Genomic DNA, 25,958 nt, shown 5'->3' on the forward strand with positions numbered 1-25,958 from the left:
AGACACTCCTATCAGATCTTTTTTGTTTTAAAAAGGAATCGCAAAAAGAATGGCATCTGAAATAGGCTTTTATTCATTTTTTGATTTTCCATTTCAACTGTTTGTTGTAATTGTTGATTGAGCCAATTTAAATCTTGCTGAGATAAATGAGAAAAATCCTTGAGACTCATCACTGGTCGATGAAGCTGCTGGGCGAGTTGCTCTAACTCAGTTTGATCTACTCTTTCCATTTTTATTAAGTGCTCTTTTTTTGTTCTATCCTTTCAGTTTATGCTCAATTTAAATCCATTACCAGTAAAGCGAAATACCGAGTCCAATCAAGTAGCATTCATATCATTTTTTGATTTTTATAGAACGATACATTCTATAGAAATTATATTTTTCACACAAAATATAGCTATAATCAAAGCACATCGCTTCAGGGCGGGGTGAAATTCCCCACCGGTGGTAAGTTAGACTTTGTTTGAAATGATCTAACCAGCCCACGAGCTTGTGTATAATTTTATATGCTCGCAGATTTGGTGAGATGCCAAAGCCGACGGTATAGTCCGGATGAAAGAAGACGAAACCACCGAAATTACTGTTTGGTTTTTTGGTGCGCGCTTATTTTTACATCAGTCCTGAAATGTTCAACCGTATTCTATTTACGAGAGCGTTTCATTATGTCTAGTTTAATTCAACCCGAACTTTTCTTTTCAGCCCTTTCCCCTGCTGAGAGTCGTATTCAACAAGCTTTAGAAGATATCCGCCAAGGCAAACCTGTGTTGGTAATGGATGATTTTGATCGTGAAAATGAAGCCGACTTGATTATTGCTGCTGAAACATTAACGATTGAAGTCATGGCACAAATGATCCGTGATGGATCAGGTATTGTGTGCTTATGCCTCACAGAGGAACTTGCAAATCATTTAGAACTTCCTCCTATGGTCGTGGATAATTCTAGCCAATTCAAAACAGCATTTACCGTGACGATCGAAGCCGCACAGGGTGTTACAACAGGTGTCTCTGCAAAAGATCGCGTAACGACTATTTTGGCTGCTACTCAAGATGGTGCTATTGCAAGTGACTTAAGTCGACCAGGTCATGTATTTCCATTGCGTGCACGTAATGGTGGCGTGCTCACTCGTCGTGGACATACCGAAGGAACGATTGATTTAGCGCGTTTAGCTGGATTAAAACCATCTGGGGTTCTGTGTGAATTAACCAATCCAGATGGTTCGATGGCATCTGGTATTCAAGTTTTGGCCTATGCTCAAACGCATGATCTGACGGTGATTAGTATTGAAGAATTAGTTCAATACCGCCTAAAACATAATATTTAATTAAAAAATAAAAAAGCCTCGATCATTCGAGGCTTTTTTATCAATATATTATGAAACCTTTCGTTCAGCATTTAATTGATCAACTACTTCAATCAATTGACTAAATTCAGAAATATATGCAACAGGTTGTACCTGAGCTAATTCTTCCGTTGTTCCATAACCATAATTTACAGCAATCGTTTCAATACTGTGAGCACGTGCACCAATCACATCATACTGACGATCTCCCACCATAATACATTGCTGAGCATCTAACTGCTCTTTTTCTAAAATATAGGCAATTAAGTCAGTCTTGTTGGTACGTTCACCCGTTAATTCACTGCCATACATTTCAGTAAAATATTGATCTAATTTGAAATGAGCAAGAATACGTTTTGCATAAATAGTCGGTTTAGCTGTCGCTAAAAATAAGCTATATCCTTGAACTTGTAATTGTTTTAAGGTTTCCGCTACTGTTGGATATACTTCATTTTCAAATAAACCCGTCACCGAAAAACGTTCACGATAAGCTGTCAATGCTTGTTCAGCCAAAACATCATTTTGCGTATTTAATAGTTTTGCCAATGAAGCTTTCAGCGGAGGACCGATAGTCCAATCTAAATTAATATCATCTGCCAAAGGTTGATTTAACTTCTCTAAAGCAAAGCGAATTGAACCATGAATCCCTGTCTTAGGGTCAGTTAAAGTACCGTCTAAATCTATCAGAATATTTTTGATCGTCATTCATCCAATCTCTTAAAGCCTTACACAACATAGTCGAGTGTTTCTCAAAACTTCCCTATACTAACGTAAATGAAAACATAAAAGGAAATTGCAGTGCGTCCGACCGTACTTTGTTTTTCAGGTTTAGATCCATCAGGCGGTGCAGGTCTACAAGCAGATATTGAAGCGATTGGTCAAAGTGGTGCTCATGCAGCCATTGCCTGTACCGCTTTAACCATTCAGAATTCACAACAAGTGTTTGGTTTTGAAGCCACTTCAAGGGAATTATTGCTTGCACAAGCCAACGCCGTGGTCGGTGACTTACCGATTAAATGCGTTAAATCTGGCATGTTAGGCACAACGGATAATATTGCAGCATTGGCAATGTTTTTACGTGAACATCTCGATTATCAATACGTACTCGATCCTGTTCTCGTTGCAAATAGCGGTGGTTCATTGGGTGATCAAGCGACTTTGGTTAAAGCCTTTGTTGAACTAATTCCTTTAGCGACCCTAATCACGCCGAATACAGTTGAATTAAGAGCTTTAACAGGTATCGATGATATTGAACAAGCCACTCAAAAGCTATTTGAGATGGGAGCAAAAGCGGTGTTGGTCAAAGGTGGACATGAAGACACACCTGAATACATCCGAAATGCTCTGTATGCAGATGGTGAAATGATTGCAGAAAGTCGCTGTCCACGTTTAGATGGGCAATATCATGGTTCTGGCTGTTCTTTAGCAAGTTTCATCGCTGGAAGACTTGCACTAGGCGACTCTTTGAAAATTGCTGTTCAACATGCTGAAACATGGTTATTTGGTGTATTAAAACAGGCTGAAACCCCTATACCCAATGGGCAAAAAATTCCAAAACGTTTTTAAAACACATCTTAATAAAATAAATTTTAAAAGTAGTAAATAAAAAAAAGGCGCATTTAGCGCCTTTTTTTTATTCTCAACGAATTATTGTGGGATACGCAACACCTGACCTGGGAAAATGTCATCTGCATTTTTTAACAAAGGTTTATTCGCTTCGAAAATTTTATTGTATTGGTTTGGATCACCGTAATACTCTTTTGAAATTTTCGATAAATTATCGCCTGATTTTACTGTGTAGAATTTACTTTCAGGCTCTGGTACTTCTACGGTCATTTGATCATCCACTTGCGCAACATGATCAACATTACCTACCGCAAGTACAATCTTTTCTTTATCTGCTTGGCTTTTGACTTGCCCTTTCACCGTTGCGGTATCAGTATTACCATTATAAGTCACAGATAATCCATCGACACCGAGACCTAAACTTTTAATCAAACCTAGTAATTTATTTGCAATCTCTTGAGCAGATGGTTCAGCTGGCGTTGCTGGTGCAGCTTGTGGTTCTGCTGGAGCAGTATTTTTCTTACCAATACCTTTAACAAAATCAAAAAGACCCATCGTTATTTCCTCTATAGTTATTTAATAATGCTTAGTCGTAGTAGACCTACTTAAATAGTTATACAGAAAGATTTGCTCTCTCTGGTTTCAATTTAAATATGTCTTGTAAATCTATGTATATTTTTAAGTTAATTCTTTATAAAGAACTACAAAAAGCTAATTCATCGCGGTTTCAATTAATTCAAATACTATGCAATTTTACGCATCTTCTCGCACAATATTCGCCATATAATCAATTGCAGATTGAACAGTGATAATTTTCTCTGCCTCTTCATATGGGATTTGAATGCTAAACTCTCTTTCTAAAGCCATAATAAGCTCAACAACACCCAATGAATCAGCACCTAAATCATCTGTAAAAGTTGCATGAGGCTTAACCTCTTTTTCATCTACACCAAGTTGCTCAACAATAATTTCCTGAACACGTTTTGCTATATTCATCACGTTTCCTTTCGTTTTTATGATTTAATAAATTATTTTAAATAGCACAGATTTTATACGCCTAAATAAAATATTTTCATATTCAGAGTTTAATTTTTCTTGTAAAAATATGTATAAATCAACTCAATTAAAATTAAACATATAAAAAAGCCACCTTACGGTGGCTTTTCAATCATGCAAAATGATTAACCAAGTTTTTTGGTTACATAATCAATTGCAGATTGAACTGTAGTGATTTCATTTGAATCTTCATCAGGAATCGTGATGTCGAAATCATTTTCAAAAGACATTACAAGTTCAACCAAATCTAAAGAATCAGCACCTAAATCATCCATAAAAGATGCTTCGTTTTTGATCTCTTCAGCACGCATACCTAGTTGTTCAGCTACTGCTTGTTTGATGCGTTGTTCGATATCGCTCACAGGAATTCTCCTCATTGCTTGTGGCGTTTTGATTTGCCACTAGTTTAATTGAATATAAAAATTTTTAAAAGTTTATACATCGCCAGTTAGGCCATGTATAGACCACCATTTACGTGTAAAACTGTACCAGTAATGTAACTAGCTTTATCGCTAGCAAGGAAACTCACTGCATTCGCAATATCTTGAGGCTCACCTAGACGATTTAAAGCTACTTGATCAGTCATTTTTTTGCGAATCTCTTCGCTCAACTGATCAGTCATTTCAGTTGCAATAAAACCAGGTGCAACGCTGTTTACCGTAATCTGACGACTACCCATCTCTTTCGCTAAGCTACGACTGAATGCTTCAATCCCTGCTTTTGCTGCTGAGTAGTTCGCTTGTCCAGGATTGGCAAAATGCGCAACCACTGAACTTATATTAATAATCCGTCCAAAACGTGCTTTAGTCATGCCTTTTAATACACGCTTTGATAAGCGGTAAACGGCTTTAAGATGAATGTTGAGAATATCATCCCAATCATCTTCAGACATGCGCAATAACAAGTTATCTTTGGTAATGCCAGCATTGTTTACTAATATCAGCACTGAACCGTATTTTTGTTCAATGTCCGAGACAAGTGCATCAATCGCCGCGCCATCACGAACATCAAGGACAACACCTGTTCCGTTCTCAGCAAAGCTTTCTGTCAGTTTTTGCGCACCTGATTCAGAGGTCGCTGTACCGACTACAAAAAAACCGTCTTGAATGAGTTGCTGTGCAATTGCTGCGCCAATACCACGGCTTGCTCCTGTCACTAACGCAACTTTTCGTTGTTGTGTCATGCAATTTTTCCTTCTGCCACTAACACTGCGTTTAGGGCATCTTCCATACGTGCTTTGTTATCAATGGCAAATGCTTTTTCTATATTTGGTAATCGTTTCGCAAGATTACTGAGTACAGTGCCTGGCCCACATTCAACCACGTACTGAATACCCTGATCTTGTAGATATTGCATGGTACGTGTCCATTGTACTGATTGGTACAATTGGGCAGTGAGTGCCTGACGTAATTGAGCAACATCCGTCGCGATTTCCGCGTTGACATTTTGTATTACAGGAAGGCATGGTAGCTCAATGGCAGTTTGTTCCAAAGCTTCAGCAAACTTTTCAGCCGCTGGTTTCATCAGTGTGCAATGCGAAGGCACAGAAACTGGTAACGCAATTGCCTTACCTGATTGTTCTTTCGCTTCAGCCATCACTTGTTGTACAAGTGCTGTCGTTCCTGCAATCACAACTTGACCTTGCGCATTATAATTTGCTGCATCGACTGAACCCTGACCTGAGTCAGATACTTTTTTACAAAGCTCGATCACTTGATCATCTGATAGCCCAAGTATTGCAGCCATTGCTCCCTCACCTTGAGGAACAGCACTTTGCATAAATTTACCGCGTAAATGAACTAATTTGACCGCATCCGCCAATGTCATTGCTTCTGCTGCAACAAGTGCGCTGTATTCACCTAAAGAATGTCCAGCTAAGTATTTAGGTGCAATACCACCTAACGCTAACCAAACTCTCCAAAGTGCAATACTGGCTGTCAGCAATACTGGCTGAGTGTTTTCAGTTTGGTCTAAGCCTTCACCACTTTGAGCGATGTGCCAAAGATCGAAACCAATAGCTTCTGATGCTTCAGCAAAGGTCTCTTGAACAATACCAAACTGCTCTGCAAGTTCAGCAAGCATACCTGCTTTTTGAGAGCCTTGACCCGGAAAAACAAATGCTGTTTTTGTTGCTTGAGCAGCCTGCTCAAGTCGTTTAGTCGACATATAAAAATCCTTAAATTAGTCTATCGCCAATTTCATCAACACTCATGATTCTACATGACAATGACAATAGACTCTTTAGCGATGCGGCAATTTAACACTGATTAAATATTTTTATAATTGCGAAAAACAACAAAAAAGGGAGCTTTCGCTCCCATTTTTTCTATACTTTAAGCTAACGCTTAATGCATATGATTCAATTATTCAGCATCAGCTGCTTTAGCGAATAATTGACGACCACGGTAAATACCGTCTTTAGTCACGTGGTGACGACGATGAGTTTCACCAGTAGTTTGGTCTACAGATAATGCATTCTCGGTTAAAGCGTCATGTGAACGGCGCATGTCACGGCGAGAGCGACTTTTACGGTTTTGCTGAACGGCCATGATGGCTCCTTACAAAGATCGAAAAAATGGATCAGAACAAATTCAGTTGTCTTAACTCAACATTATAACACAAATTATGAGTTAAGTTTACCCTTCAAACCTGCCAAAACATCAAACGGATTATCCCGCTTTTCTTCGACAACGTCCTGAATGGTAGGTTGATGTTTATGCTCACAAGCATCATGCTTAGGAGACAATGGCATCAACAGTAACAGTTCATCTTCTAGTAATGCGAGTAAATCAATGGAAGCAGGTGTATCAAAATCACCTTTTTTCGAAGATTCACTTTCACCTAAAACGATGAAATCAGCATCCTCATCCAATCGCTCTATCAGTGACTCATCATCGATCAGCGCTAAATGAAAATCTGAAACCAATTCAATTTCAACAGGTCCCAAACAACGTTGGCATTCCATTGGAACTTTCGTTTCAATATGTCCATCTAACCATACAATACGATGATAGATATCCATTGATAGCTTACAGTCTATGTTGATCAATTGATCATCAATTGAACCAACAGCTTCTCGAGCTATACGAGCAAAGCGAGACAATGGCAGTGTTCCTGACCATGTAAAGCCCTGTTCAGCCCATTTAAATGGCTCGATTTGGCTTGGAAAAGTATTTGCTGACATAATTAAGGCGGCAATTCTACAAATTCATCGGTACTCTGTCAAAGATTAAGATACAATTTTGCACTTCTTTAGACAGAACTCGGGGTAAATTAAGCAATGCACCTGTTGCAGCCGCAACTTGAAGTAACATCTTCATTACTTGTAAGCACCCATTCAACCACTGTTCCTGTGTTAGCGCCAAATCAAGTGCAACGTTCATCTTGGCAAAAGTTAACATCAGAACCAGAACAGGTCGATTGGCTTATTTTACACTTTAATCACTGGTTTTCCCACCATAATGTCACTTTAGTGAAAGGTGATTTTGAACCTGAGTATTTCCCAGCGACATCTGAGCAACCTGCAAAGATTCAATTTGCCCACGGTTTCTTTAATAGCGCCCTACATGAAATTAGTCATTGGAGTATTTCTGGTGAGCAACGTAGGCTATTAGCTGACCTTGGTTATTGGTATGCACCTGATGGTCGAAGTGCTGAACAACAAGCCTTATTTGAACAAGTTGAAATCAAACCTCAAGCAATTGAGTGGTTATATGCGACTGCATTTGGTCGAAAGTTCCGTGTCTCTTTAGATAATTTAACGGGCGATGGCGGAAATGGAGAGTTATTCAAGAATAATGTTTTTGATCAAGTACAGCGCTATTTTTCAGGTCAAGCTAAATTACCGCATGATGCAGCACGTTTCATTCATTACATTTGTCTATGCACAAGGAATGGAGCAGCATTACAACTAAATGAATTTAAACGCGAATCACTCGATTAATTGACAAAATTAACACATCAAAGACTTGCATCGCCCCTAGAACAAGTTTCATACTAAATTCAGCCACATAGATCAGGGAGTTAATAATAATGTTGCATTTACACATTCATCCTGAAAATCCACAGGCTCGTCTTATCACTCAAGCAGTCGAACGTATTCGCGCCGGAGATGTTGTGGTTTACCCAACTGACGCAGCCTATGCAATCGGTTGCCAAATCGGAAATAAAAGTGCGATGGAGCGAATTGCACAAATTCGTGGTTTAGGTCCTAAACATCAATATGCGATTATGTGCTGTGATTTATCAGATATTGCAACTTACGCCAAAGTTGATAATGCGATGTATCGTTTGCTTAAAAATAACACGCCTGCTGTAACCACTTTTATTTTGCCAGCAACCAGCGAAGTACCAAAACGCTTGATGCATCCAAAGAAAAAAACCATTGGTCTACGTATTCCAAGTAATCCAGTTGCTCAAGCCTTATTAAAAGAACTAGGTGAACCTCTATTAACCAGTACTTTAATCTTGCCAGATCAAAAAGATCCGTTGGATGATCCTTATGATATTGAAAATCAATTAGGTAAACGCATTGATGTGTTTATTGATAGTGGCTTCGGTACGTTATCCACCACCAGTATCGTGGATTTATCTGGAGAAAATCCTGAAGTCGTGCGTCGTGGTGTTGGTGATGTCAGTGCTTTTGAGTAGTTTTATACAAAATGGAATTAATTCAAGTTTTACTCAACATGAATGTTTTATAAGATGATGAAACCATTTATGTTGTTGAAGCTTGAAATCAGAAACTCAGGTTTTAAAAGTCAACTCAAGGACTTCTCCAGAAAAGTAACGAATTAAATTTTAAATATTTTTTAGAAATCTTTATTGTAAAAGAAATATTAGAAAACTCGATGATCAAAATCTCTATATCTATAGTTAATCTCTAAAATCATCGAGTATGCGATCCAAAATACTTAAAACTTATTTTATAAAATCAGACAATCGCTGCTTCTGAAAACCTTGCACATCAAAATTATCAGGACTGAGCCATTGTTGATAGATTTGTTCTAAATCAGGCCATTCTTCATCAATGATTGAAAACCATGCCGTATTACGGTTATGCCCTTTAGTAATCCGATCCTGGCGAAACAGACCTTCGTGCTGAAAACCGAAACGTAATGCCGCCGCTTTAGACGGTTCATTAAAATCATCACATTTCCATTCAACTCGTCTAAATCCATATTTAAAGCATTGTTTCAAAAGTAAGAAAATCGTTTCCGTTGAAGCTTTTGATTTTTTCATCTTATGGGAAAAATAAACATTACCAATTTCAATCGACTTATGTTCAAGTCTAGGATTTAGTAAAGCAATCCACCCCTGAGCTTCACCATTCACCTCAATCAGGAAATGACTAGAGCCAGCAAAATTAAATAACTGCTGTAAGTCATCTTTTAATGTTTTTTGATCCTGTGGCGCTGAATAAGGCAAATAAGTCCAACAGGCATCCGACGGTTCAGTAGATACATTATTCCAAATCTGAGCTGATGCTTGATCAGAAATCGCCTGATCGATATATATTAATTTAACGTACTGACCGAGCAAGTTTTCTTGAATAGTTTGACTCGTTCTTTCGAGGTCGATTTCTATACCAACTTTTTGTCCAAGCTGATTTTGTTGAGTTTTTAAATAGTTTTTCATATTGGTTTATTATTTAAACGAATTTGGAATTGGCTGTTAATTTAATCATAATTATTTTCTATGACCTATCTAATCGTACATAAATAAAGAAAATACCCTGAGAACTTTAAGGTTTTTGTAAGTGAGTAATTTATTAAATTTACAATTTCGATTAGAATGGCGTTGCTCTAGGTAGCGTGTGTCATCCCTTGAACACAACAATGATCTTTCATGCTTTTGAAAATTCGCGTGGCTTATAACGGTAATGAATCAAATTCTTTCTTCTTCGTTGGAGTTAACTCCTTCCATTCGCGTGCTTGACGAGTGGCAAGAAGTCATACCTGAAGATTTATATATCCCACCCGCTGCGTTTGAAATATTACTTGAACAATTTGAAGGTCCTTTAGATTTTCTGATCTACCTTATTCAAAAAAATGGTTTTGATCTTCTTCAGTTAGATATTTCACCGATTGCCACTCAGTATCTTTCCTATATGGATAGCATGAAATCGCTCAATATTGAGCTAACCGCTGACTATATGGTGATGGCAGCACTTCTAGCTGATTTAAAATCTAGATTGCTACTTCCTAAACCTAAAGTTGTCGATCAATTTGAAAAAGATCCAAAACAAGAACTCATTGATCGCTTAGAAACCTATTTACGCATCAAACAAGCGGCTGAAAGACTTGGGCAAATGCCGATTTTTGAACGCGATACATTTAGTGCAAATATCAGTATCGGGCATATTGCACCTGTCTATGAAGGTTATGATGCAGATGCGTTACGTGACGCATTATTTTGCGTATTTAATCGTCCAGAGCCGATTACCCATGTTGTTACTCAAGAACTTGTTTTACTTGAAGAACGAATTGCATTTATTGAAAGCCAACTTGCGTCTGGTGAAGTCTTGAGTTTTGTTCAATTACTAAATCCGCAACAAGGTCGTATGGGCATGGTTGTCACTTTTATGGCGGTTCTTGAACTTACACGCCAACAAAAAATTCAAATCATTCATACAGGTATTGATTCTCCTTTGACCATTCAAGGGAATGCAGCATGAGTTTAGAGCACTTGGATAGCAATGAAGGTATGTCTCTCGAAGATATTCACCATGATGTGTTACTGCAAATGGAAGCCATTTTATTCGCCAGTGACTCACCAGTTTCACTTGCAAGGCTGAAAGAAGCCTTTCAAAACCAATATAATAAACAACAGTTACGTCAGTTTCTGCAACAGCTTGCTGTGTTACAACATGGTCGTTCTATTGAGTTGATTGAAACAGCCCAAGGCTTTCGTTTCCAAGTCAGAGCAAAGTATCGAAATATTATTGCGCAAGTTTGGCCTGAACGACCAACGAAACTGTCGCCCTCATTACTCGAAACCGTCGCAGTAATTGCATATCATCAGCCTGTTACTCGTGCTGATATTGAACAAATTCGTGGTGTATCCAACAATAGTCAAATTTTAAGAAACTTATTTGACTGGAACTGGATTAAAGAATCTGGTTTTAGAGATTTGCCTGGAAGACCTGCGTTGTTAGTTACAACGCCTCAATTTTTAAATGCATTTGGTTTAGCATCGCTAGGTCAATTGCCTCCCCTACAGAACGCCAAGGAAGCATTCATGACACTCGACGCACATGCGCCGAAGTCTTGAGAAGGTGAACTGTTGATCATTATGTCTAAGGTTGTGCTGTCATGAGTGAGAAATTACAAAAGGTATTAGCGAGAGTGGGGCTTGGCTCACGTCGCTATATGGAGGAAGTCATTGCTGCTGGTCGCGTCAGTATCAATGGAAAAATTGCTCAAGTGGGTGAACGTATTGAGCCTACTGATGAACTACGTATCGATGGTCGTAAAGTTCAGTTTCAAGTTGAAGATGAAATTCGCCGCCGCGTTCTCATTTACTATAAACCAGAAGGTGAAATTTGCTCACGCAATGATCCTGAGAAACGTCCAACCGTATTTGATCATTTGCCACAAATCGCCAATGATCGTTGGGTGATGGTGGGTCGTCTTGATATTAACAGTACTGGTTTATTGTTATTTACCAATGATGGTGAACTTGCCAACCGTTTGATGCATCCTTCAAACGAAGTTGAACGTGAATATGCCGTTCGTGTTATGGGTGAAGTCACTCCTCAAATCCGTAACAACATGCTTAAAGGTGTTGAACTTGAAGATGGTCCAGCGAAATTTGAGTCATTCTCTGAAATTGGTGGCGAAGGTATTAACCGCTGGTATCAAGTTGTGGTTAAAGAAGGTCGTAACCGTGAGGTTCGTCGTATCTTCGAATCACAAAGCCTAAAAGTTAGCCGTTTGTTACGTACACGCTATGGCAGTGTGATTTTACCACGTGAGCTACGTACAGGTCGTTGGATGGAACTTGATAAGACAGATATCGATAACTTAGCGAAATCTGTAGAATTAAAACCACGTCAAGGTACAGGCTTATTTGGTATGGCTAAACGCCGTACTGAAAAAATGGCTGAAAAACCATTAGCTGCACGTCGTGGTGGCTATCTACGTCAACAACGCCGTGATGATGAGCAAGAACAACCGCAACAACGCCCAAGCGGTAATGGTTATCAACGTAAAACTGTGGGTTTTAAAAAACCTTAAACCAGATGTAATGCCTAAAAAAACGCTCTATATAGAGCGTTTTTTGCTGCTTAGATTTAAATATGCTGTACGCTAGATTGTGGAATTGCATTCAGCAGCTTCTTTGTATATTCATGTTGCGGATGCAAATACAACTCATCAGAATTTGCAATTTCAACCACTTCACCATGATTCATCACCATGACCTGATCAGAAATATATTTCACCACAGATAAGTCATGAGAGATAAAGATATAACTCAAACCAAACTCATCTTGTAAATCCTGAAGTAAATTTAACACCTGAGCTTGCACAGAGACATCTAAAGCAGAGACGGATTCATCACAAATCAAAATTTCAGGTTTTAAGGTCAAGCAACGAGCAATGGCAATTCGTTGACGTTGCCCACCTGAAAATTCATGTGGATAACGATCATAAGCTTGAGCGGGTAAACTCACTCGCTCTAACAACTCTAATGCAATTTTTTTTCTTTCAATATCATTTTGACCAATCCCATGAATTCGCATTGGCTCAAGTAAAATCTGTCCAATCGTGAATCGCGGATTAAGCGAGGCATACGGATTTTGGAAAATAATTTGAATTTTACGTTGGTATTTTGCGAACTCTTTTTCGGACATCGATAGAATATCTTGACCATCTATTAAAGCTTGTCCGCCTGTTGCTTCATGTAAACGCATCAGTAATAAACCAATCGTGGTTTTACCTGAACCAGACTCCCCCACTAGCCCTAAGGTTTTACCTTTTGCCAGCTTAAACGAAACACCTTTAACCGCTTGGAATTCATCACGTCCCCATAAACCTTTGCGACTATAAAACGATTTTTTTAGGTCTTTGACCTCCAAAACAATCTGCTCATCTCCAACCAATCCTCGACTCCGTTGTTTGAGATTGAGATCTGATAAATTCGTCTGTTCAATCAATTGACCATTTTCTATTTTCATAAAATCACTGGTCACAGGTAAACGATAAGGTCGAGTCGATAATTGTGGACGGCAATGTAACAACGCACGGGTATATACATCAGTAGGCTGTTCCAGTACCTGTTCAACTAAACCATTTTCTCGAATTTCTCCATGACGCATCACAATCACTTCATCTGAAATTTCACCCACCAATGCCAAATCATGGGTAATAAACAACATCGACATTTCACGACGTTGACGTAAAGATTCTAACAAATCGATAATTTGTTTTTGGATCGTCACATCTAATGCTGTAGTTGGTTCATCGGCAATCAGGAGCTTCGGTTCACAAGCAATTGCCATGGCAATCATCACACGTTGTTGTTGTCCACCAGAGAGCTGACTTGGGTAGGCATCAATTTTTGTTTCTGGTGATGGAATCCCCACTTCTTTTAATAACTCTAAGACCCTTTCTCTGGATTGTTTTCGTCCCATCCCTAAGTGAATACGTAAAACCTCAGCAATTTGATCGCCAATAGTAAACACTGGGTTCAATGATGACATCGGTTCTTGGAAAATCATGGCAATTTCTTTGCCACAAATATTTCGAATTTCCTTTGATGATAATTCTAGTAAGTCTTTACCCTCAAATAAGATTCGACTTTGTTCTGAAATTTGACTTTGCCCTTTCGGTAATAATCCCATTACTGCCAATGAAGTGACTGATTTCCCACTACCCGACTCACCGACTAAAGCGACTGTTTTATTCTTGGGAATAGTAAATGAAATCGCTTTTACTGTTTCAAGCCATTGTTTATTATCAGCTTTAAAGCTAACACTAAGATTTTCTACTTTTAATAGCGTTGTTTCATGATTACGTTGCATATCAATTCTCCGCTACTTCAGTTTAGGATCTAATGCATCACGCAATGCATCAGTAAACATTGAAAATGCGGTGACTAATACAGCCATCGCAATAGATGCGGCAGCCAATTGCCACCATTTCCCTAAAATGAGTTCTGTTTGCGCTTCATTCAACATACTTCCCCATGACACCACGCCGACTGGGACACCAAAGCCGAGGAAGCTTAAAATCACTTCAGATTTGATAAATGCGACGACAAGAATCGAGATTTGGACTAAAGCAATGTGACTGACATTAGGAAAGATATGCACAAACATACGACGGAAATGACTCACACCAATCGCTTTGGCAGCAAGCACATATTCACGAGATTTATGTTTCATGTATTCCGCACGGATCAAACGAAACACTCCCGTCCAACCCGTTAAACCTAAGATCAATACAATCGATAAAATACCTTTTTGCTGTAAAACAGCAGCAACAGCGAGTACCAATAACAAATAAGGAATCGAGGTGAAAATATTATAAAACCAGTTCAGAACATCGTCGACCCAACCACCAAAGTATCCTGAAATCGCACCTAAGAAAGTACCGATAACAACTGCCAGCAAAGCAGAAAGTAATCCGACTAATATAGATGTTTCAGCGCCTTTAATGGTTTTCAGTAAAATGTCTTGTCCCCATTTATCCGCGCCGAATGCTAAGGTGGTTTTCAACTGTTGTTCTTGATCTAGTAAATGACCACCAAGTTGCAGATCAATGGCTTTTATATCATCAGCCAATGGATCTGTTACACCATAATAATCAATCGGTGTTCCTGTCACTTGCTCAGTGGCAATTTCAGTATTTAATTTCTGAATAATATCTTTTAAAGGGTCAACGGGATTTTCAGGCAAGGCTTGGACTGCTTCAATTTTTTTATCTGCAAAATCTTGACTCAATTCAGCACCTAAAAATGTAGGTGGCGCATAACTGACAGCAACTTCTTTATTCCAATTCGATGCGATCAGACCTGTGAGAGATAGGATTAAAATCACAAAGTAACATAGCACAACAAACAGAGACATCATGGCGATACGATCTGCTTTTAAACGACGAACTGCTAGCTGCCATAGCCCAGAAGAAGCTGTGTCAGACTGAGTTAGTGCTTTTCTTTTGAATAATACACTCAGCATAATTCACCTACTTCAACTGTACGCGTGGATCAATTAATTTATAAATCAGATCGGCAATCAGGTTAAAAACCATGGTTGCAGCAGCAACATAAACCGTGATTGCTTTGATCACAGGAAAGTCACTACGTTCTACTGCAATAATCACTTCCCGACCAATCCCCGGTATGCCAAAAAAACGCTCAATTAAAAATGCACCAATTAAAAGTGCTGGCAGACTTGCCATGACATCGGTCACGATTGGAATCGATGCATTTCTTAACACATGTACCCCAAACACTCGGCTTTCAGTTACACCTTTGGCACGTGCTGTACGCACATAGTCCTGATTGACCTCATCTAAAATAAAACTACGGTACAGTCTGAGTGTTGGAGCAATACTCACAACCAACATAATCAGAATAGGCAGTAGTGCATATTTAAAGAGGTTTTCACTGAAGCTATCACTCCAGCCTTGTACTGGAAACCAACTCAGTTGATAAGCAAAGAAATATTGAAAAACAATGATATAAACCAAGATACTAATCGACATTCCGATGGTACACAGCATCATCACCATACGATCAGTCAGGCTACCGCGCACAGATGCAACTGCTAAAGCCAAGATAATTGAAATCACCGTTTGCAGCAGTGTAAGTGGAATTAATAATGTTAAGGATGGCCCTAAACGTGTACTGATAATCTGCGAAACAGACTCACCCGTACTCCAACTCACACCATAATCAAAGGTTAAAATTTGCTTAATAAAAATCCACAGCTGCACATAGTAGGGCTGATCCACACCTAACTGTTGGCGGATATTTTCAATCTGTTCAGGATTCGACATTTTTCCTGCCAAAATATATGCAGGATCTCCCCCAACCCAGTTGAATAGGAAAAAGATCAGCAGGACAACACCAAGCATTGTTGGGATCATCTGCCATATGCGACGTATGATATATGCCAGCATAAAGATGCCCCTTATTTAACGCGTTGACCTGTGATTTCTTCAAAGAATGCTTTGTTGTCGGGTTTTCGACCTAAAAATTCTTCGACTAATTTTTCAGCAGGTTTTTGACTACCTTGAGATAGGATCGTTTGACGATAACGCTGCCCAACTTCAGTATTATTTAAATCATTTCCAAAAGCTGACAACATATCTAAAGCAATCACTTCCGACCACATATAGCCATAATAGCTACTTTGATAACCAGACATGATGTGATTAAATTGCCCTGGAAATTCTGTAGTGGGTACATAACCTAATGCCGTTGCACCTTCCATTTTCTTCCAGAGTTCAAGTGGTTGTGCTTTTAAAGCAGTTGTACTATGTAATGCCATATCGTACTGCGCATATAAAGTTTGGCGGGCATAATGCAATCCTCGACCATAGCCATTTACTGCTTTTAACTTTTCGATCAAAGCATCGTCAACTCGTGGACAAGCAGGTTTACAATAATCAGCAACTTTAGAAAGGGTTTCTTTACGTCTTGCCCACTCTTCATACATTTGTGATGGAGCTTCTACAAAATCTCGTTCGACTGTAGTGCCTGCTTGTGAGCTATAACGGGTGTCTGATAAAAGACCATGTAAAGCATGCCCAAACTCGTGAACGAAGGTTTCTAACTCATCGCTATTTAAACCTTTACGATCAAAGTTAGTTACTAAAGCCGAAATAGGTTTACGATCAGTTAGACGACTACGTCCATAAACACTCCAAACTGCAGCATGACCATATTTTCCTTCGCGTGGAAATTTATCGATATAAAGCCCACCAAGTAATTTTCCAGTTTTGCTATCGGTAACATCGTAATATTCAACTTCATTTTGCCAAGTTTCGACTTTTATTGGTTTAAATTGAATGCCATATAGATGAGATGAGATGGCGAATAACCAATCTTGAGCTGCTTGGGTTGGAAAGTATTCACGTAACTTTTCTTGATCGATTTGGTATCTCTCTTTACGTAATTTTTCACTCCAATAGCCTTCACTCCATCGCTCTATTTTTGCTTGATCTACAGGAATATTCAGTGTTTTTGCTTTGAACTCAGCTAAAGTTTCGACTTCCTTTTTTTCGAGTGGTGATACGGTTGCGTAGACTTCAGCGAGAAATTGATTCACTTTCTCTGCATTTTCTCCCATGCGATTTTCTAAGACCCAATCTGCATAACTTGATTTGCCCATTAAGCGTGCTAGCTCATATCTCAAATCAATCGCTTGTTTGAGTAATAGCAAATTCTTTTCACCACCACGACGAGTGAATGCAATTTGATAACGCTTACGCGCTTCATCACTCTCAGCTAATTTCATAAAGGGTCCATACTCAGGATATTCAAAACTGAGTAAATAGTTTCCTTTGTCATTTTTTTTCAAATTTTCAATATAATTTGCTGGTAAACCCTTTAGTTCTGCTGCCGTAAATTCTAGTTTGGTCTTATTCTCACGGACATTTCTGGAATATTCTTGTTCAATTTTTGCCAGCTCATCTAATATAGCTTTAACCTTTTTTTGCTTGCTGACGGGCAGTTGAATTCCTTTCTTTTCAAAATCATTCAGGATATCTTGTTTAAATTTTATATCGACTGCATCAGTTGGATTGATCTTTTTAAACTGTTGATATAATTTTGGATTTTGTAAAATATCAGTTTGAAAATGGCTAATTTTAATTTCACAATCATCTGCCGCTTTACGAACAGCTTCATCAGGATAAACATTACTATATAAACCGACAGGGCCATAAAAATCCTCAAATGAAGCAAAAATAGCATCCCATTCGGCTAAAACAGATCCAGCGGCTGTACTTTGAGTAATCGGTTTCGCTTCAAATGTTTTTAACTGTTTTTTTACATCCTCAATCTTCGCATCACATAATGTTGAAATATCTTTAGCTTGAAATAGAGGAAGGGTTTGGCGATTGGTTGTATCGGCAAATGATATTTGATTTACCCCTACTGCAAGTAAGCACAGGGTGGTAAGTTTAAAATTTTGATGTTTCATTATTGCTCCAATTCCTAAATTTCTATTTTTTTGTATCAATGTCGATATACATCCATTCTGATGGAAGAATAGGATGCTTCTTAAATCCAATCACACGCGGTTGAGCTAAGATATTTCGATAGCGTGCACCAATGATTTGCACTGGGGTATAGACTTCAAGTACACGTGACATTTTTTGATATAAAGCATCACGCTCAGGACTTGGTGGCATTTTCTGAGTTTGTTCATATAGACGATCAAACTCAGGAATTTTTATACAACCATTGTTGGTTACATGAATATTTTTTCCATAAAACAACTGCATAAAACTATCAGCATCAGGATAGTCTGCAATCCATGCTGAGGCTTTAAACATAGTTTTGCACTGTTTCTCAAGCTTTAACGCTTCAGCAAAAGGCATGGATTTCGTTGTCATTTGAATTTTGAGACTATCTAATATTTTTTTCCAAAATTCTGCTTGCTGCTGACTTCGTAAATTACTTCCAGATACTGTCATTTCAATCACCAGCGGCTTTCCATCAGGTAATGTCCGCCAATCATTGGCACCAACTTTATAGTGATAACGATCTAGCAATAAATTCGCAGCTTTGACTGAATAAGGAATACTACTTTTATAGGTTGGGTCATAACCAACGACTCCCTCTGGAATCGGCGCTTGTAATCTTTTTGCATCACCTTTTTGCAAAATTTTAATGTAATTATCAGCCGAAAAAGCCATCGCCATGGCACGGCGTAATGCGATTTTTTCTTTACTAAAGCCACCCACCACTGGGTTTTGCATATTCCAATAATGATAATCAATCGATGGATCAATAATGCGGGAAAGCTGAACGCCTTTTTTAACCAGTTCAGGTTTTAGCTTTCCATTTTGCAAGGCTTGAACGGTGAGTTCACCGTCTAATTGAAATAAATCGATTTCGTCTTTACTAAACGACAACCAGCGTGATTGCCCTTCTTCCATGACCTGAATATCGATCACTCCAATTTGTGGCATTTGCTTGCCTTGCATGGCACTCACAATTTTTTGGTCTTCTGGAGAGCTGGCTTTAAAATTCCATACAAAACTACGAAAATCAGGATTCGCTTTTAAAATAATCCTTGATCCGGGTGTCCAACGCGACAACATATAAGGACCTGTTCCGATAGGATGTGCCATAGCGAAACCAGATTTGTTGCGATACTTTTCGATCACTTCGCGTGCAACAGCCCCAGCGGGTTGATGTGCGAGTAGCATTGGAAAGTTTTGATCTGGACGAGTAAGCCGAATCACTAAAGTATATCGATCAGGTGCTTGTAAACCTGCAATTGGCTGATTGTAATCAAACTTACCCGTTTTTTGAGTTTGTTTGATAGCTGCATCCATTCCTGAAATACGCCCATCTAACAACCAACTATTGGGTGAGTGTAAATTAGGATCAAGTAAGCGCTTAAAGGTATAAACATAATCAGCAGCAGTTAGTTCACGTTTTTTGCCCTTAAATACAGGATCAGTTGCAAAATAAATTCCTTTTTGCAAGCGAATGGTATAAGTCAAACCATCTGCGCTTACTTCTGGTAATGCTACAGCCGTGCGAGGTACTAATTTTGCAGGTGAAGCCAAATAATCATAAGTAAATAAGGTCTCAAAAATCGACCCATTCACATGCGCCGAATACAGATCATGAACACCCGCAGGGTCAAAACCTGTTTCTGCAACAGGGAAAACATAACGTAATACTTTATTAGGATCAGCTGAACTTTGAGCAACAACCAATGTGCTTGCTACACTCGTTGTTAGTCCTACACAAGCCACAAAGCCAAATCGTTTCAATGCAAGTTTAAAATTTTGCTTCATTTGGAAATCATCACTTATTTTGATTTGGCGAAACAATGTCTAGAAATTGCCAATTGGTGTTCATAATTGGATGCGCTTTAAAACCTTGTACTTGAGGTTGAACCATCCAGTTTCTTATACGGGTATCTTGCAAAATAAAAGGACTGTCAGCTTCAACTTGCCGACTCATTTTTTCATAAAAAGGCATACGTTGATCAGGCGATAATTTCATTGCCTGTTCATATAATCGATCATAAGCATCCGATTTATAACATGACTGATTACCACGTCCGACATTCGGACCATAAAGTAACTGAGTGAAATTTTCTCCTTCAGGATAATCAGCGTGCCATGCACCACTCCACATCATGTACTGACATTGGCTAGCCGCTTTTAAATTGTCGGCAAAGTTACTCACTTTAAAATCAGCTTTTATTCCAATTGCATCTAAATTTTTCTTCCAAAGTTCAGAATACATCACTGAGGATGTTCCGCTTTCGGTATTTATTTTTAAAATTAGCGGTTTTCCATCAGGGAAATTTCGATGACCATCTGCACCTTTTTTATAGCCAAAATGGTCTAAAAGTTTATTGGCTAAAGTTGGGTTATAACCCACACTGCTACGATAATTTGGATTGTGCCCATTCACACCTGCGGGGACTAACATTTCTGCCTTAACCGCCTGTCCTTTTCTTAAAATACGAATAGATTCATTGACGTTAAATGACATCGCAATTGCACGACGTAAAGCAACTTTATCTAAACTATTACCCCCTATAATTGGGTCAAGCATATTAATCATGCTATAGGTAATCTCGGCTTCTTTATTGGCATATAAACGAATACCCTGTTTTTTTATTTCTGGTTTTAATTGATTATTTTGATCTAATACTTTAGGAATCGCACTCGATGTCAATTTATCAAAATCAAGCTGTTTTGATTGAAATGCCAACCATCGGGATTGCTCTTCCTCAATAATACTGATATTCACTTTGCCAATTTGTGGCATTTTCTTACCACTCATTTCTTTGACTAACTGATTATCCCACGCCGTCCCTGTTGATTTAAAATTCCAAACAAAACCTCGATAATCTGGGTTTGCAACCAATTCAATTTTGCTGCGTGGTACATACTTACTCAACATGTAAGGTCCTGTGCCTACAGGATGCATACCCAAGCGATCTTTATAATATTCAACAACTTCTCGTGCCGTTGCCCCAAACGTACTATAGGCTAAAATATAAGGAAAATTATAATCTGCTTGCGTGAGTGTAAATTGAATAGTGTAACGATCAAGTGCTTTCACGCCCTCAATCTTGGCATCATAATCAAATTTCCCAGATTTTTTGGCTTGCTCAACTAAAGCATTCGTACCAACAATTTTATTATCAATAAAAGAATATGATGAAGACCGATTTTTAGGGTCTAAAATTCGTTTAATTGAATAAACATAATCTTCAGCAATCAGTTCACGACGCTTGCCTTTAAAAGCAACGTCATCTGTAAAATAAATCCCTGGTTGTATTTTGAATATATAAACTTTTCCATTTTCTTTAATGATCGGCATACTTTGCGCTGTTGATGGAACAAGTTTGACTGGATTGGCTAAATAATCATATTGCAGCAACCTTTCAAAAATTACATCCGCCACATTACCACTATAAAAATTATAAGTTTTGACCATGTCAAAACCATCATCTGGGGCTTCAAATGCAATTCGAAGCACTTTTTCTGCTTGAGCTGGAGTTTTCGAGTTCCCAAAAGGGGCGATTACAATAACGCTTGAGAACAAAGCGACAGTAAAAAATTTAGACTTCAATTCAATGCTCACATTATCGTTTTTCAATAAATACTAGACTTTTGAATAGCATTCAACCGCATAACCACTTTGCACGCTTTACATCAATCAAAGATCTTATTTTTAAAAATCAGCAAATTGAATATTTTTTACCAATCGTAAAAATAAAAGAAAGTGTAAAATGCAGCTTACCACTCAAATCACAGTGCTAATTTCATGCCACTTTTCAAATAAAAATTTTGATTAAATATGATAAATTTTAATAATTGATATAAAAACATTGCGTTATTCATCTTATTCAAAAGTAATATTATGCAAAATAATAATTTTTCATATTCATTTCACCCCAATAAAATAAAATAGTACAAGTGTATAAAAATAAAAGATTAATTATGGTTTTGCACCAAACACATGCAACTGAAAAACTTGTTGATTCATTTTAATGCGTCTTAAAAAAACTTAAATTATGTAAAAAAATGCCAATAAAAATATTTTTTATAAATTCATAATTTTTTAATAATTAGTAAAAATATGAAAAGCTTATCCATTAAAACTACAACGCTTTTAAACAATTTAACTTAGATTAATTCAATTCAAAAAATGCATTTGGCACACGTCTTGCTAAAACGCTTTTGTTCATTCTGAAGAGTGACAAATCATTAAGGGGTTATAAATTTGATGAAAAAAACCAATTTCGTTCAATCTGATGCTATGCCAAAAGCGAGCAAAACCATACTCAAACTCAGCACCCTGAGCCTCAGTATGTTGTGTTTAACCATGACCCACGCCGCAGAAACAGAGTCAGCACCTGAAGAAAAACCAACTAAAGTTGTCAAAGTTGCAGTCACTGGTTCATCTATCAAAGGTGTTGCATCACAGAGTGCGTCTCCAATCACAGTGATCAGAGCAGATGATCTCGCAAAACAAGGTGTGACCACTGTTGAGGAAGCTTTAACCAAGGTTAGTGCCAATCAAGCAGGATTTTCTACAGCTCAAAACGTAGGTTCATCTTATACTGAGGGTTCTTCTGCGAATCTTCGGGCTTTAGGTACGGATAAAACATTAATCTTATTAAATGGCCGACGTTTAGCTTACAGCCCTTTTAGCACCTCAACCACAAACCTAAATATTATTCCAATGGCAATGGTTGATCGGATTGAGATTTTACGTGATGGTGCTTCGGCAATTTATGGTGCGGATGCAATTGCTGGGGTAATCAACTTTATCACCAAGAAATCTTTTGAAGGTTTAAATATTAGTGCTGGTTTTATTCAACCAGAACAAAGTGGTGGTGATAAACAGGACATTTCAATTTTTGGGGGTTATGGCGATCTTGATGAACAAGGCTTTAATCTTATGGGGGTTATTGACTATCGTCGCTCAAATGACATTATGGCGAAAGATCGTAAAGTTAGCCGACGTGGAGATTTAATTCCTGAACTTGGTTTAGATGGTACTTCTGGAAATGGATTTCCTGCAAACTTTAGAGACCCAGGCTCAAAGATATTAGGTAACCCTTATGGTGACCAAAACTGTAACAATGCTCCAAATACTATCGCCGATGGCGGGCTTTGCTATTTTAATACTCGTGCCTTAATCGGTATCGTTCCCAAAACAGAGACAATCTCCGCTTTAGGTCGTGGAACCTTTAAAATCAATGATAATTTCAATGCAATTGGTGAATATATTTATTCACGTAATGAAGTGACTACTTCAATTGCACCTGATGTTTATACTCGTTCTGTTACCCTGCCCTCTACAAGTCAATATTATCCTGGTAAAGGCATAACTCCCGATGTCTCAGGATTAAGTGGCGAACCGCTTGAATTATCTTTACGTTCCCAAGCTGGAAACCGTAAGTCTAATCCTGTGAATGAATCACATCGGGCATTAATCGCTTTAGAAGGTGAAGCTTACGGCTGGGATATCAATACAGGTTTATCTTATGCACGTAGCGAAGCGACAGATGGTTTTGCTGGAGGATACTTAAATAAAAGTAAACTTCAAGATGCTTTAAACAATGGAACCATTAATCCTTTTGGCCCTAGTGAGAATCAAGAGCTTTGGAAGTCCTTTGAAGTAAAAGGCGATACCAATACAGGAACACTTACAGCCACTACATTTGACTTTACTATTAGTCGTCCAATTTACACTTTACCCGCAGGAGACGTGGGCTTTGCATTTGGAGGCAGTTTTAGTAAGCAAGACTGGAAAGCCAATGTGAACTCAGAACTTGTAAGACAAGTACCTGGTAGTGGTATTGATCCTGACAAACCTAAAAGCAAGGGAAAAAGAGATATTACCGCAGCTTTTACAGAATTACATGTTCCAATTACCAAAACCTTAGAAGCACAACTCGCCGCTCGTTATGATGACTATAGTGATTTCGGTGATACATTTAATCCTAAAATCGCATTTCGTTGGGAGCCAATTAAACAATTAATGTTCCGTACCTCATACAGTACTGGTTTTCGCGCACCAAGCTTATATGACATAAATGCGCCCCGTAGCAAAACTTTTACATCAGCTAAATACAATGACCCACTCTTATGTCCAAACGGTACAGCTACTAACCCTGAATATAAAACGGAATGTAATACACAGTTTAATAAAACTCAAGGAGGTACTGATGGCTTACAACCTGAAGAATCCACTTCATACACCGCAGGTTTTGTTTTTGAACCAATCAAAAATTTAGTATTCTCAGCGGATTACTACAAAATTAAAATCGACGGTCTAATTGGTTTGATTGGTGAAGCAGATATTTTTGAGAATCCTGAAAAATATGCTGATCGTTTCATCCGTGGAGCTGATGGTCGACTAGAATATATAAATACCTCGTTAGCTAATATGGCTAGTGTAAAAACTGAAGGTATTGATTTAGCCCTAAATTATCTTTCACCAATGACTTCTACTGGCCGCTTTGGCTTCGGAATAGATGGTACATATGTTATTCGCTATGACGAACAAGAGAAAAAAGGTGAGTCATGGGAGGGTTATGTTGGTAAATACGATGATCCAGCAATCTTACGTTGGAAACATGTTGCCAATCTTAACTGGAGCTACGAAAACTGGAAAATGGTCTTCGAGCAAGAGTTCTACCGTGGTTATAAAGATCAAAACCAAATTGGTGATGAGAAATATGATAACCACAACGTAAGTGACTACACTCTTTACAACATTTCAGGGACGTATAAAGGCTTTAAAAATCTAGAGTTGACTGCTGGTATCAAGAACCTATTTGATGCTGAACCATCTGCTTCAAACGTGATAGACAATAACCAATACGGTTATGACCCTCGCTATAGCGACGTAACTGGACGTGCATATTTTCTAAGAGGCACTTATAAATTCTAGGACATTCTGTCACTACAGAATATCTCCTTTGCATTTTGTAGTGACTCAACGTAATCCTGATGTCTATATAAGATAAATAATTTCGACCAAGATTTTAATCGAGCCAAAATATTTTATATAACTCAACGATTACATTTTCAGGAGCAATTATGGGCATACCCTTTGCTGAAAATGAAAATCAATCTGCCAAACGCCTCGTCGGCCTCGGTCTAGTTTTATTTTTACATCTTGTGATCGCCTATATTTTAGTAACAAGTTTAACAACTGAGTTTACTAAGCCAGTCGAGAAGCCTGTAGAACTTCAGATTATTCAAGATATTGAACCCCCACCGCCACCTCCTCCACCCAAACATGAGGAAAAACCACCTGAACTACCAAAAATGGTTGAGAAAGTGGCAAAAATGCCTGATCCACCTAAGCAAGTTGAAAAAGTAACGCCTGTCGCAAAACCAACACCTACACTACCGACTAAAACTTCAGTGACAACGCCTGCACCTGTCACAGCGGCTTCTCCAAGTCCTAGCCCTGTTGCAGCACCAGTTGCAAATGCTGCTCCCCCAGCACCAGCAAAACCAGCAGGTATTTCACGAGGCGTTTCCGAAGGTGAAGCAGGTTGTAAAGAACCTGGTTATCCACGTGAACAGGAAATGGCTGGTGAAGAAGGTACTGTGCGTATGCGTTTGCTTGTGGATGGCTCGGGCAAAGTGATCGATGCAAAAGTCAAAAAATCGAGTGGTGTTCGTGAGTTAGATAAAGCAGCAACCAAAGCTTATAGCTTATGTAGCTTCACACCAGCGATGAAAGATGGTGTACCTCAACAAGATTGGTATGAAATCGAATACACATTCAAGATTTCTTAATGAATATAGAAGTGAA

At 38.4% G+C, this 25,958-nt stretch carries 25 protein-coding genes and 1 riboswitch; of the genes, 9 read left to right on the forward strand and 16 right to left on the reverse strand.

All coding sequences use genetic code 11. From position 1 onward, the window contains the following. Nucleotides 1-11 precede the first annotated feature (11 nt). The gene (locus F933_RS00845; RefSeq protein WP_005057524.1) at nucleotides 12-230 is read right to left on the reverse strand and encodes a hypothetical protein; all 219 of its coding nucleotides are present in this window, start codon (nucleotides 228-230) and stop codon (nucleotides 12-14) included. 181 nt (nucleotides 231-411) lie between these two features. Next, nucleotides 412-568, forward strand: a riboswitch (FMN riboswitch). A gap of 94 nt (nucleotides 569-662) precedes the next feature. Between F933_RS00845 and ribB the strand changes: the two genes are divergently transcribed. Further along, on the forward strand, nucleotides 663-1,322 hold the full coding sequence (gene ribB / locus F933_RS00850; RefSeq protein WP_005057525.1) for a 3,4-dihydroxy-2-butanone-4-phosphate synthase: 660 nt from the start codon (nucleotides 663-665) through the stop codon (nucleotides 1,320-1,322). Nucleotides 1,323-1,370: 48 nt separating this feature from the next. On the opposite strand, the gene F933_RS00855 is transcribed toward ribB, so the two are convergent. Then, a complete protein-coding gene (locus F933_RS00855; protein ID WP_005057526.1) occupies nucleotides 1,371-2,045 on the reverse strand; it encodes an HAD-IA family hydrolase in 675 nt (224 codons plus the stop codon). 93 nt (nucleotides 2,046-2,138) lie between these two features. Here F933_RS00855 and F933_RS00860 point away from each other — a divergent pair, with 93 nt between their 5' ends. Next, nucleotides 2,139-2,906, forward strand: coding sequence for a hydroxymethylpyrimidine/phosphomethylpyrimidine kinase (locus F933_RS00860; RefSeq protein ID WP_005057527.1), 768 nt, complete (start codon nucleotides 2,139-2,141; stop codon nucleotides 2,904-2,906). Between the two features lie 81 nt (nucleotides 2,907-2,987). Here F933_RS00860 and lysM read toward each other — a convergent pair whose 3' ends face one another. The 7 genes from lysM to F933_RS00895 all read right to left on the reverse strand — a co-directional run bounded on the left by lysM (nucleotide 2,988) and on the right by F933_RS00895 (nucleotide 7,146). Beyond that, on the reverse strand, nucleotides 2,988-3,461 hold the full coding sequence (gene lysM, locus F933_RS00865; RefSeq protein ID WP_005056579.1) for a peptidoglycan-binding protein LysM: 474 nt from the start codon (nucleotides 3,459-3,461) through the stop codon (nucleotides 2,988-2,990). Between the two features lie 198 nt (nucleotides 3,462-3,659). After that, nucleotides 3,660-3,902, reverse strand: coding sequence for an acyl carrier protein (gene acpP, locus F933_RS00870; protein WP_005056580.1), 243 nt, complete (start codon nucleotides 3,900-3,902; stop codon nucleotides 3,660-3,662). 185 nt (nucleotides 3,903-4,087) lie between these two features. Then, on the reverse strand, nucleotides 4,088-4,324 hold the full coding sequence (gene acpP / locus F933_RS00875; protein ID WP_004655272.1) for an acyl carrier protein: 237 nt from the start codon (nucleotides 4,322-4,324) through the stop codon (nucleotides 4,088-4,090). An 86-nt stretch (nucleotides 4,325-4,410) separates the two neighbouring features. Next, entirely contained in the window at nucleotides 4,411-5,145 is a 735-nt protein-coding gene (gene fabG / locus F933_RS00880) for a 3-oxoacyl-ACP reductase FabG (RefSeq protein WP_005057528.1), read from the reverse strand. Further along, nucleotides 5,142-6,128, reverse strand: coding sequence for an ACP S-malonyltransferase (fabD, locus tag F933_RS00885; protein WP_005057530.1), 987 nt, complete (start codon nucleotides 6,126-6,128; stop codon nucleotides 5,142-5,144). The genes fabG and fabD overlap by 4 nt, the downstream gene beginning before the upstream one ends. Before the next feature lie 197 nt (nucleotides 6,129-6,325). Further along, nucleotides 6,326-6,511 carry a 50S ribosomal protein L32 gene (gene rpmF, locus F933_RS00890; protein WP_004638135.1) on the reverse strand — a complete coding sequence of 62 codons (186 nt, stop codon included), beginning with the start codon at nucleotides 6,509-6,511 and terminating at the stop codon, nucleotides 6,326-6,328. Between the two features lie 74 nt (nucleotides 6,512-6,585). Beyond that, the gene (locus F933_RS00895; protein WP_005056588.1) at nucleotides 6,586-7,146 is read right to left on the reverse strand and encodes a YceD family protein; all 561 of its coding nucleotides are present in this window, start codon (nucleotides 7,144-7,146) and stop codon (nucleotides 6,586-6,588) included. Between the two features lie 96 nt (nucleotides 7,147-7,242). On the opposite strand from F933_RS00895, the gene F933_RS00900 reads away from it, so the two are divergent. Together F933_RS00900 and F933_RS00905 are read left to right on the forward strand one after the other, a co-directional pair. Next, nucleotides 7,243-7,905, forward strand: a complete 663-nt coding sequence (locus F933_RS00900) for an elongation factor P hydroxylase (RefSeq protein ID WP_005057531.1) — start codon at nucleotides 7,243-7,245, stop codon at nucleotides 7,903-7,905. Between the two features lie 89 nt (nucleotides 7,906-7,994). Beyond that, a complete protein-coding gene (locus F933_RS00905; protein ID WP_005056594.1) occupies nucleotides 7,995-8,612 on the forward strand; it encodes an L-threonylcarbamoyladenylate synthase in 618 nt (205 codons plus the stop codon). 270 nt (nucleotides 8,613-8,882) lie between these two features. Here the strand turns inward: F933_RS00905 and F933_RS00910 are convergent, their stop codons facing one another. Then, the gene (locus F933_RS00910) at nucleotides 8,883-9,599 is read right to left on the reverse strand and encodes a GNAT family N-acetyltransferase (RefSeq protein ID WP_005057534.1); all 717 of its coding nucleotides are present in this window, start codon (nucleotides 9,597-9,599) and stop codon (nucleotides 8,883-8,885) included. A gap of 244 nt (nucleotides 9,600-9,843) precedes the next feature. Between F933_RS00910 and F933_RS00915 the strand changes: the two genes are divergently transcribed. The 3 genes from F933_RS00915 to rluB are packed head-to-tail and all read left to right on the forward strand — an operon-like array spanning nucleotide 9,844 to nucleotide 12,199. Further along, nucleotides 9,844-10,638, forward strand: a complete 795-nt coding sequence (locus F933_RS00915; protein ID WP_005057536.1) for a segregation and condensation protein A — start codon at nucleotides 9,844-9,846, stop codon at nucleotides 10,636-10,638. Then, complete coding sequence (scpB, locus tag F933_RS00920; RefSeq protein ID WP_005057538.1) at nucleotides 10,635-11,234, forward strand: SMC-Scp complex subunit ScpB; 600 nt, start codon at nucleotides 10,635-10,637, stop codon at nucleotides 11,232-11,234. The genes F933_RS00915 and scpB overlap by 4 nt, the downstream gene beginning before the upstream one ends. Nucleotides 11,235-11,275: 41 nt before the next feature. Beyond that, the gene (gene rluB / locus F933_RS00925; RefSeq protein ID WP_005056599.1) at nucleotides 11,276-12,199 is read left to right on the forward strand and encodes a 23S rRNA pseudouridine(2605) synthase RluB; all 924 of its coding nucleotides are present in this window, start codon (nucleotides 11,276-11,278) and stop codon (nucleotides 12,197-12,199) included. A gap of 56 nt (nucleotides 12,200-12,255) precedes the next feature. On the opposite strand, the gene F933_RS00930 is transcribed toward rluB, so the two are convergent. The 6 genes from F933_RS00930 to F933_RS00955 are packed head-to-tail and all read right to left on the reverse strand — an operon-like array spanning nucleotide 12,256 to nucleotide 21,746. Further along, complete coding sequence (locus tag F933_RS00930) at nucleotides 12,256-13,986, reverse strand: ABC transporter ATP-binding protein (RefSeq protein WP_005057539.1); 1,731 nt, start codon at nucleotides 13,984-13,986, stop codon at nucleotides 12,256-12,258. Between the two features lie 12 nt (nucleotides 13,987-13,998). Then, a complete protein-coding gene (locus tag F933_RS00935; protein WP_005057544.1) occupies nucleotides 13,999-15,141 on the reverse strand; it encodes an ABC transporter permease in 1,143 nt (380 codons plus the stop codon). Between the two features lie 7 nt (nucleotides 15,142-15,148). Then, the gene (locus tag F933_RS00940) at nucleotides 15,149-16,087 is read right to left on the reverse strand and encodes an ABC transporter permease (RefSeq protein ID WP_005056607.1); all 939 of its coding nucleotides are present in this window, start codon (nucleotides 16,085-16,087) and stop codon (nucleotides 15,149-15,151) included. An 11-nt stretch (nucleotides 16,088-16,098) separates the two neighbouring features. Further along, nucleotides 16,099-18,114, reverse strand: a complete 2,016-nt coding sequence (locus F933_RS00945) for a M3 family metallopeptidase (RefSeq protein ID WP_005057547.1) — start codon at nucleotides 18,112-18,114, stop codon at nucleotides 16,099-16,101. Between the two features lie 22 nt (nucleotides 18,115-18,136). Beyond that, the gene (locus tag F933_RS00950; RefSeq protein ID WP_005057548.1) at nucleotides 18,137-19,948 is read right to left on the reverse strand and encodes an ABC transporter substrate-binding protein; all 1,812 of its coding nucleotides are present in this window, start codon (nucleotides 19,946-19,948) and stop codon (nucleotides 18,137-18,139) included. A gap of 10 nt (nucleotides 19,949-19,958) precedes the next feature. After that, a complete protein-coding gene (locus F933_RS00955; protein ID WP_005057550.1) occupies nucleotides 19,959-21,746 on the reverse strand; it encodes an ABC transporter substrate-binding protein in 1,788 nt (595 codons plus the stop codon). A gap of 657 nt (nucleotides 21,747-22,403) precedes the next feature. On the opposite strand from F933_RS00955, the gene F933_RS00960 reads away from it, so the two are divergent. Together F933_RS00960 and F933_RS00965 are read left to right on the forward strand one after the other, a co-directional pair. Further along, nucleotides 22,404-25,082: a TonB-dependent receptor gene (locus tag F933_RS00960; RefSeq protein WP_034710271.1), complete on the forward strand. Its 2,679-nt coding sequence runs from the start codon at nucleotides 22,404-22,406 to the stop codon at nucleotides 25,080-25,082. A 149-nt stretch (nucleotides 25,083-25,231) separates the two neighbouring features. Further along, nucleotides 25,232-25,942: an energy transducer TonB gene (locus F933_RS00965; RefSeq protein ID WP_005057560.1), complete on the forward strand. Its 711-nt coding sequence runs from the start codon at nucleotides 25,232-25,234 to the stop codon at nucleotides 25,940-25,942. Nucleotides 25,943-25,958 lie beyond the last annotated feature (16 nt).

Origin of the sequence: Acinetobacter beijerinckii CIP 110307, from assembly GCF_000369005.1 — a bacterium.
Classification (GTDB): domain Bacteria; phylum Pseudomonadota; class Gammaproteobacteria; order Pseudomonadales; family Moraxellaceae; genus Acinetobacter; species Acinetobacter beijerinckii.

What these genes read in the sequence shown, in the direction of transcription:
- F933_RS00965 (WP_005057560.1), top strand. Translation starts at nt 25,232, where the DNA reads ATGGGCATACCCTTTGCTGAAAATGAAAATCAATCTGCCAAACGCCTC.
- F933_RS00845 (WP_005057524.1), bottom strand. Translation starts at nt 230, where the DNA reads ATGGAAAGAGTAGATCAAACTGAGTTAGAGCAACTCGCCCAGCAGCTT.
- F933_RS00930 (WP_005057539.1), bottom strand. Translation starts at nt 13,986, where the DNA reads ATGCAACGTAATCATGAAACAACGCTATTAAAAGTAGAAAATCTTAGT.
- F933_RS00960 (WP_034710271.1), top strand. Translation starts at nt 22,404, where the DNA reads ATGAAAAAAACCAATTTCGTTCAATCTGATGCTATGCCAAAAGCGAGC.
- F933_RS00910 (WP_005057534.1), bottom strand. Translation starts at nt 9,599, where the DNA reads ATGAAAAACTATTTAAAAACTCAACAAAATCAGCTTGGACAAAAAGTT.
- F933_RS00905 (WP_005056594.1), top strand. Translation starts at nt 7,995, where the DNA reads ATGTTGCATTTACACATTCATCCTGAAAATCCACAGGCTCGTCTTATC.
- fabD (WP_005057530.1), bottom strand. Translation starts at nt 6,128, where the DNA reads ATGTCGACTAAACGACTTGAGCAGGCTGCTCAAGCAACAAAAACAGCA.
- F933_RS00935 (WP_005057544.1), bottom strand. Translation starts at nt 15,141, where the DNA reads ATGCTGAGTGTATTATTCAAAAGAAAAGCACTAACTCAGTCTGACACA.
- F933_RS00895 (WP_005056588.1), bottom strand. Translation starts at nt 7,146, where the DNA reads ATGTCAGCAAATACTTTTCCAAGCCAAATCGAGCCATTTAAATGGGCT.
- rluB (WP_005056599.1), top strand. Translation starts at nt 11,276, where the DNA reads ATGAGTGAGAAATTACAAAAGGTATTAGCGAGAGTGGGGCTTGGCTCA.
- F933_RS00950 (WP_005057548.1), bottom strand. Translation starts at nt 19,948, where the DNA reads ATGAAGCAAAATTTTAAACTTGCATTGAAACGATTTGGCTTTGTGGCT.
- rpmF (WP_004638135.1), bottom strand. Translation starts at nt 6,511, where the DNA reads ATGGCCGTTCAGCAAAACCGTAAAAGTCGCTCTCGCCGTGACATGCGC.
- scpB (WP_005057538.1), top strand. Translation starts at nt 10,635, where the DNA reads ATGAGTTTAGAGCACTTGGATAGCAATGAAGGTATGTCTCTCGAAGAT.
- F933_RS00915 (WP_005057536.1), top strand. Translation starts at nt 9,844, where the DNA reads ATGAATCAAATTCTTTCTTCTTCGTTGGAGTTAACTCCTTCCATTCGC.
- F933_RS00900 (WP_005057531.1), top strand. Translation starts at nt 7,243, where the DNA reads ATGCACCTGTTGCAGCCGCAACTTGAAGTAACATCTTCATTACTTGTA.
- F933_RS00945 (WP_005057547.1), bottom strand. Translation starts at nt 18,114, where the DNA reads ATGAAACATCAAAATTTTAAACTTACCACCCTGTGCTTACTTGCAGTA.
- ribB (WP_005057525.1), top strand. Translation starts at nt 663, where the DNA reads ATGTCTAGTTTAATTCAACCCGAACTTTTCTTTTCAGCCCTTTCCCCT.
- lysM (WP_005056579.1), bottom strand. Translation starts at nt 3,461, where the DNA reads ATGGGTCTTTTTGATTTTGTTAAAGGTATTGGTAAGAAAAATACTGCT.
- F933_RS00855 (WP_005057526.1), bottom strand. Translation starts at nt 2,045, where the DNA reads ATGACGATCAAAAATATTCTGATAGATTTAGACGGTACTTTAACTGAC.
- F933_RS00940 (WP_005056607.1), bottom strand. Translation starts at nt 16,087, where the DNA reads ATGCTGGCATATATCATACGTCGCATATGGCAGATGATCCCAACAATG.
- acpP (WP_005056580.1), bottom strand. Translation starts at nt 3,902, where the DNA reads ATGAATATAGCAAAACGTGTTCAGGAAATTATTGTTGAGCAACTTGGT.
- fabG (WP_005057528.1), bottom strand. Translation starts at nt 5,145, where the DNA reads ATGACACAACAACGAAAAGTTGCGTTAGTGACAGGAGCAAGCCGTGGT.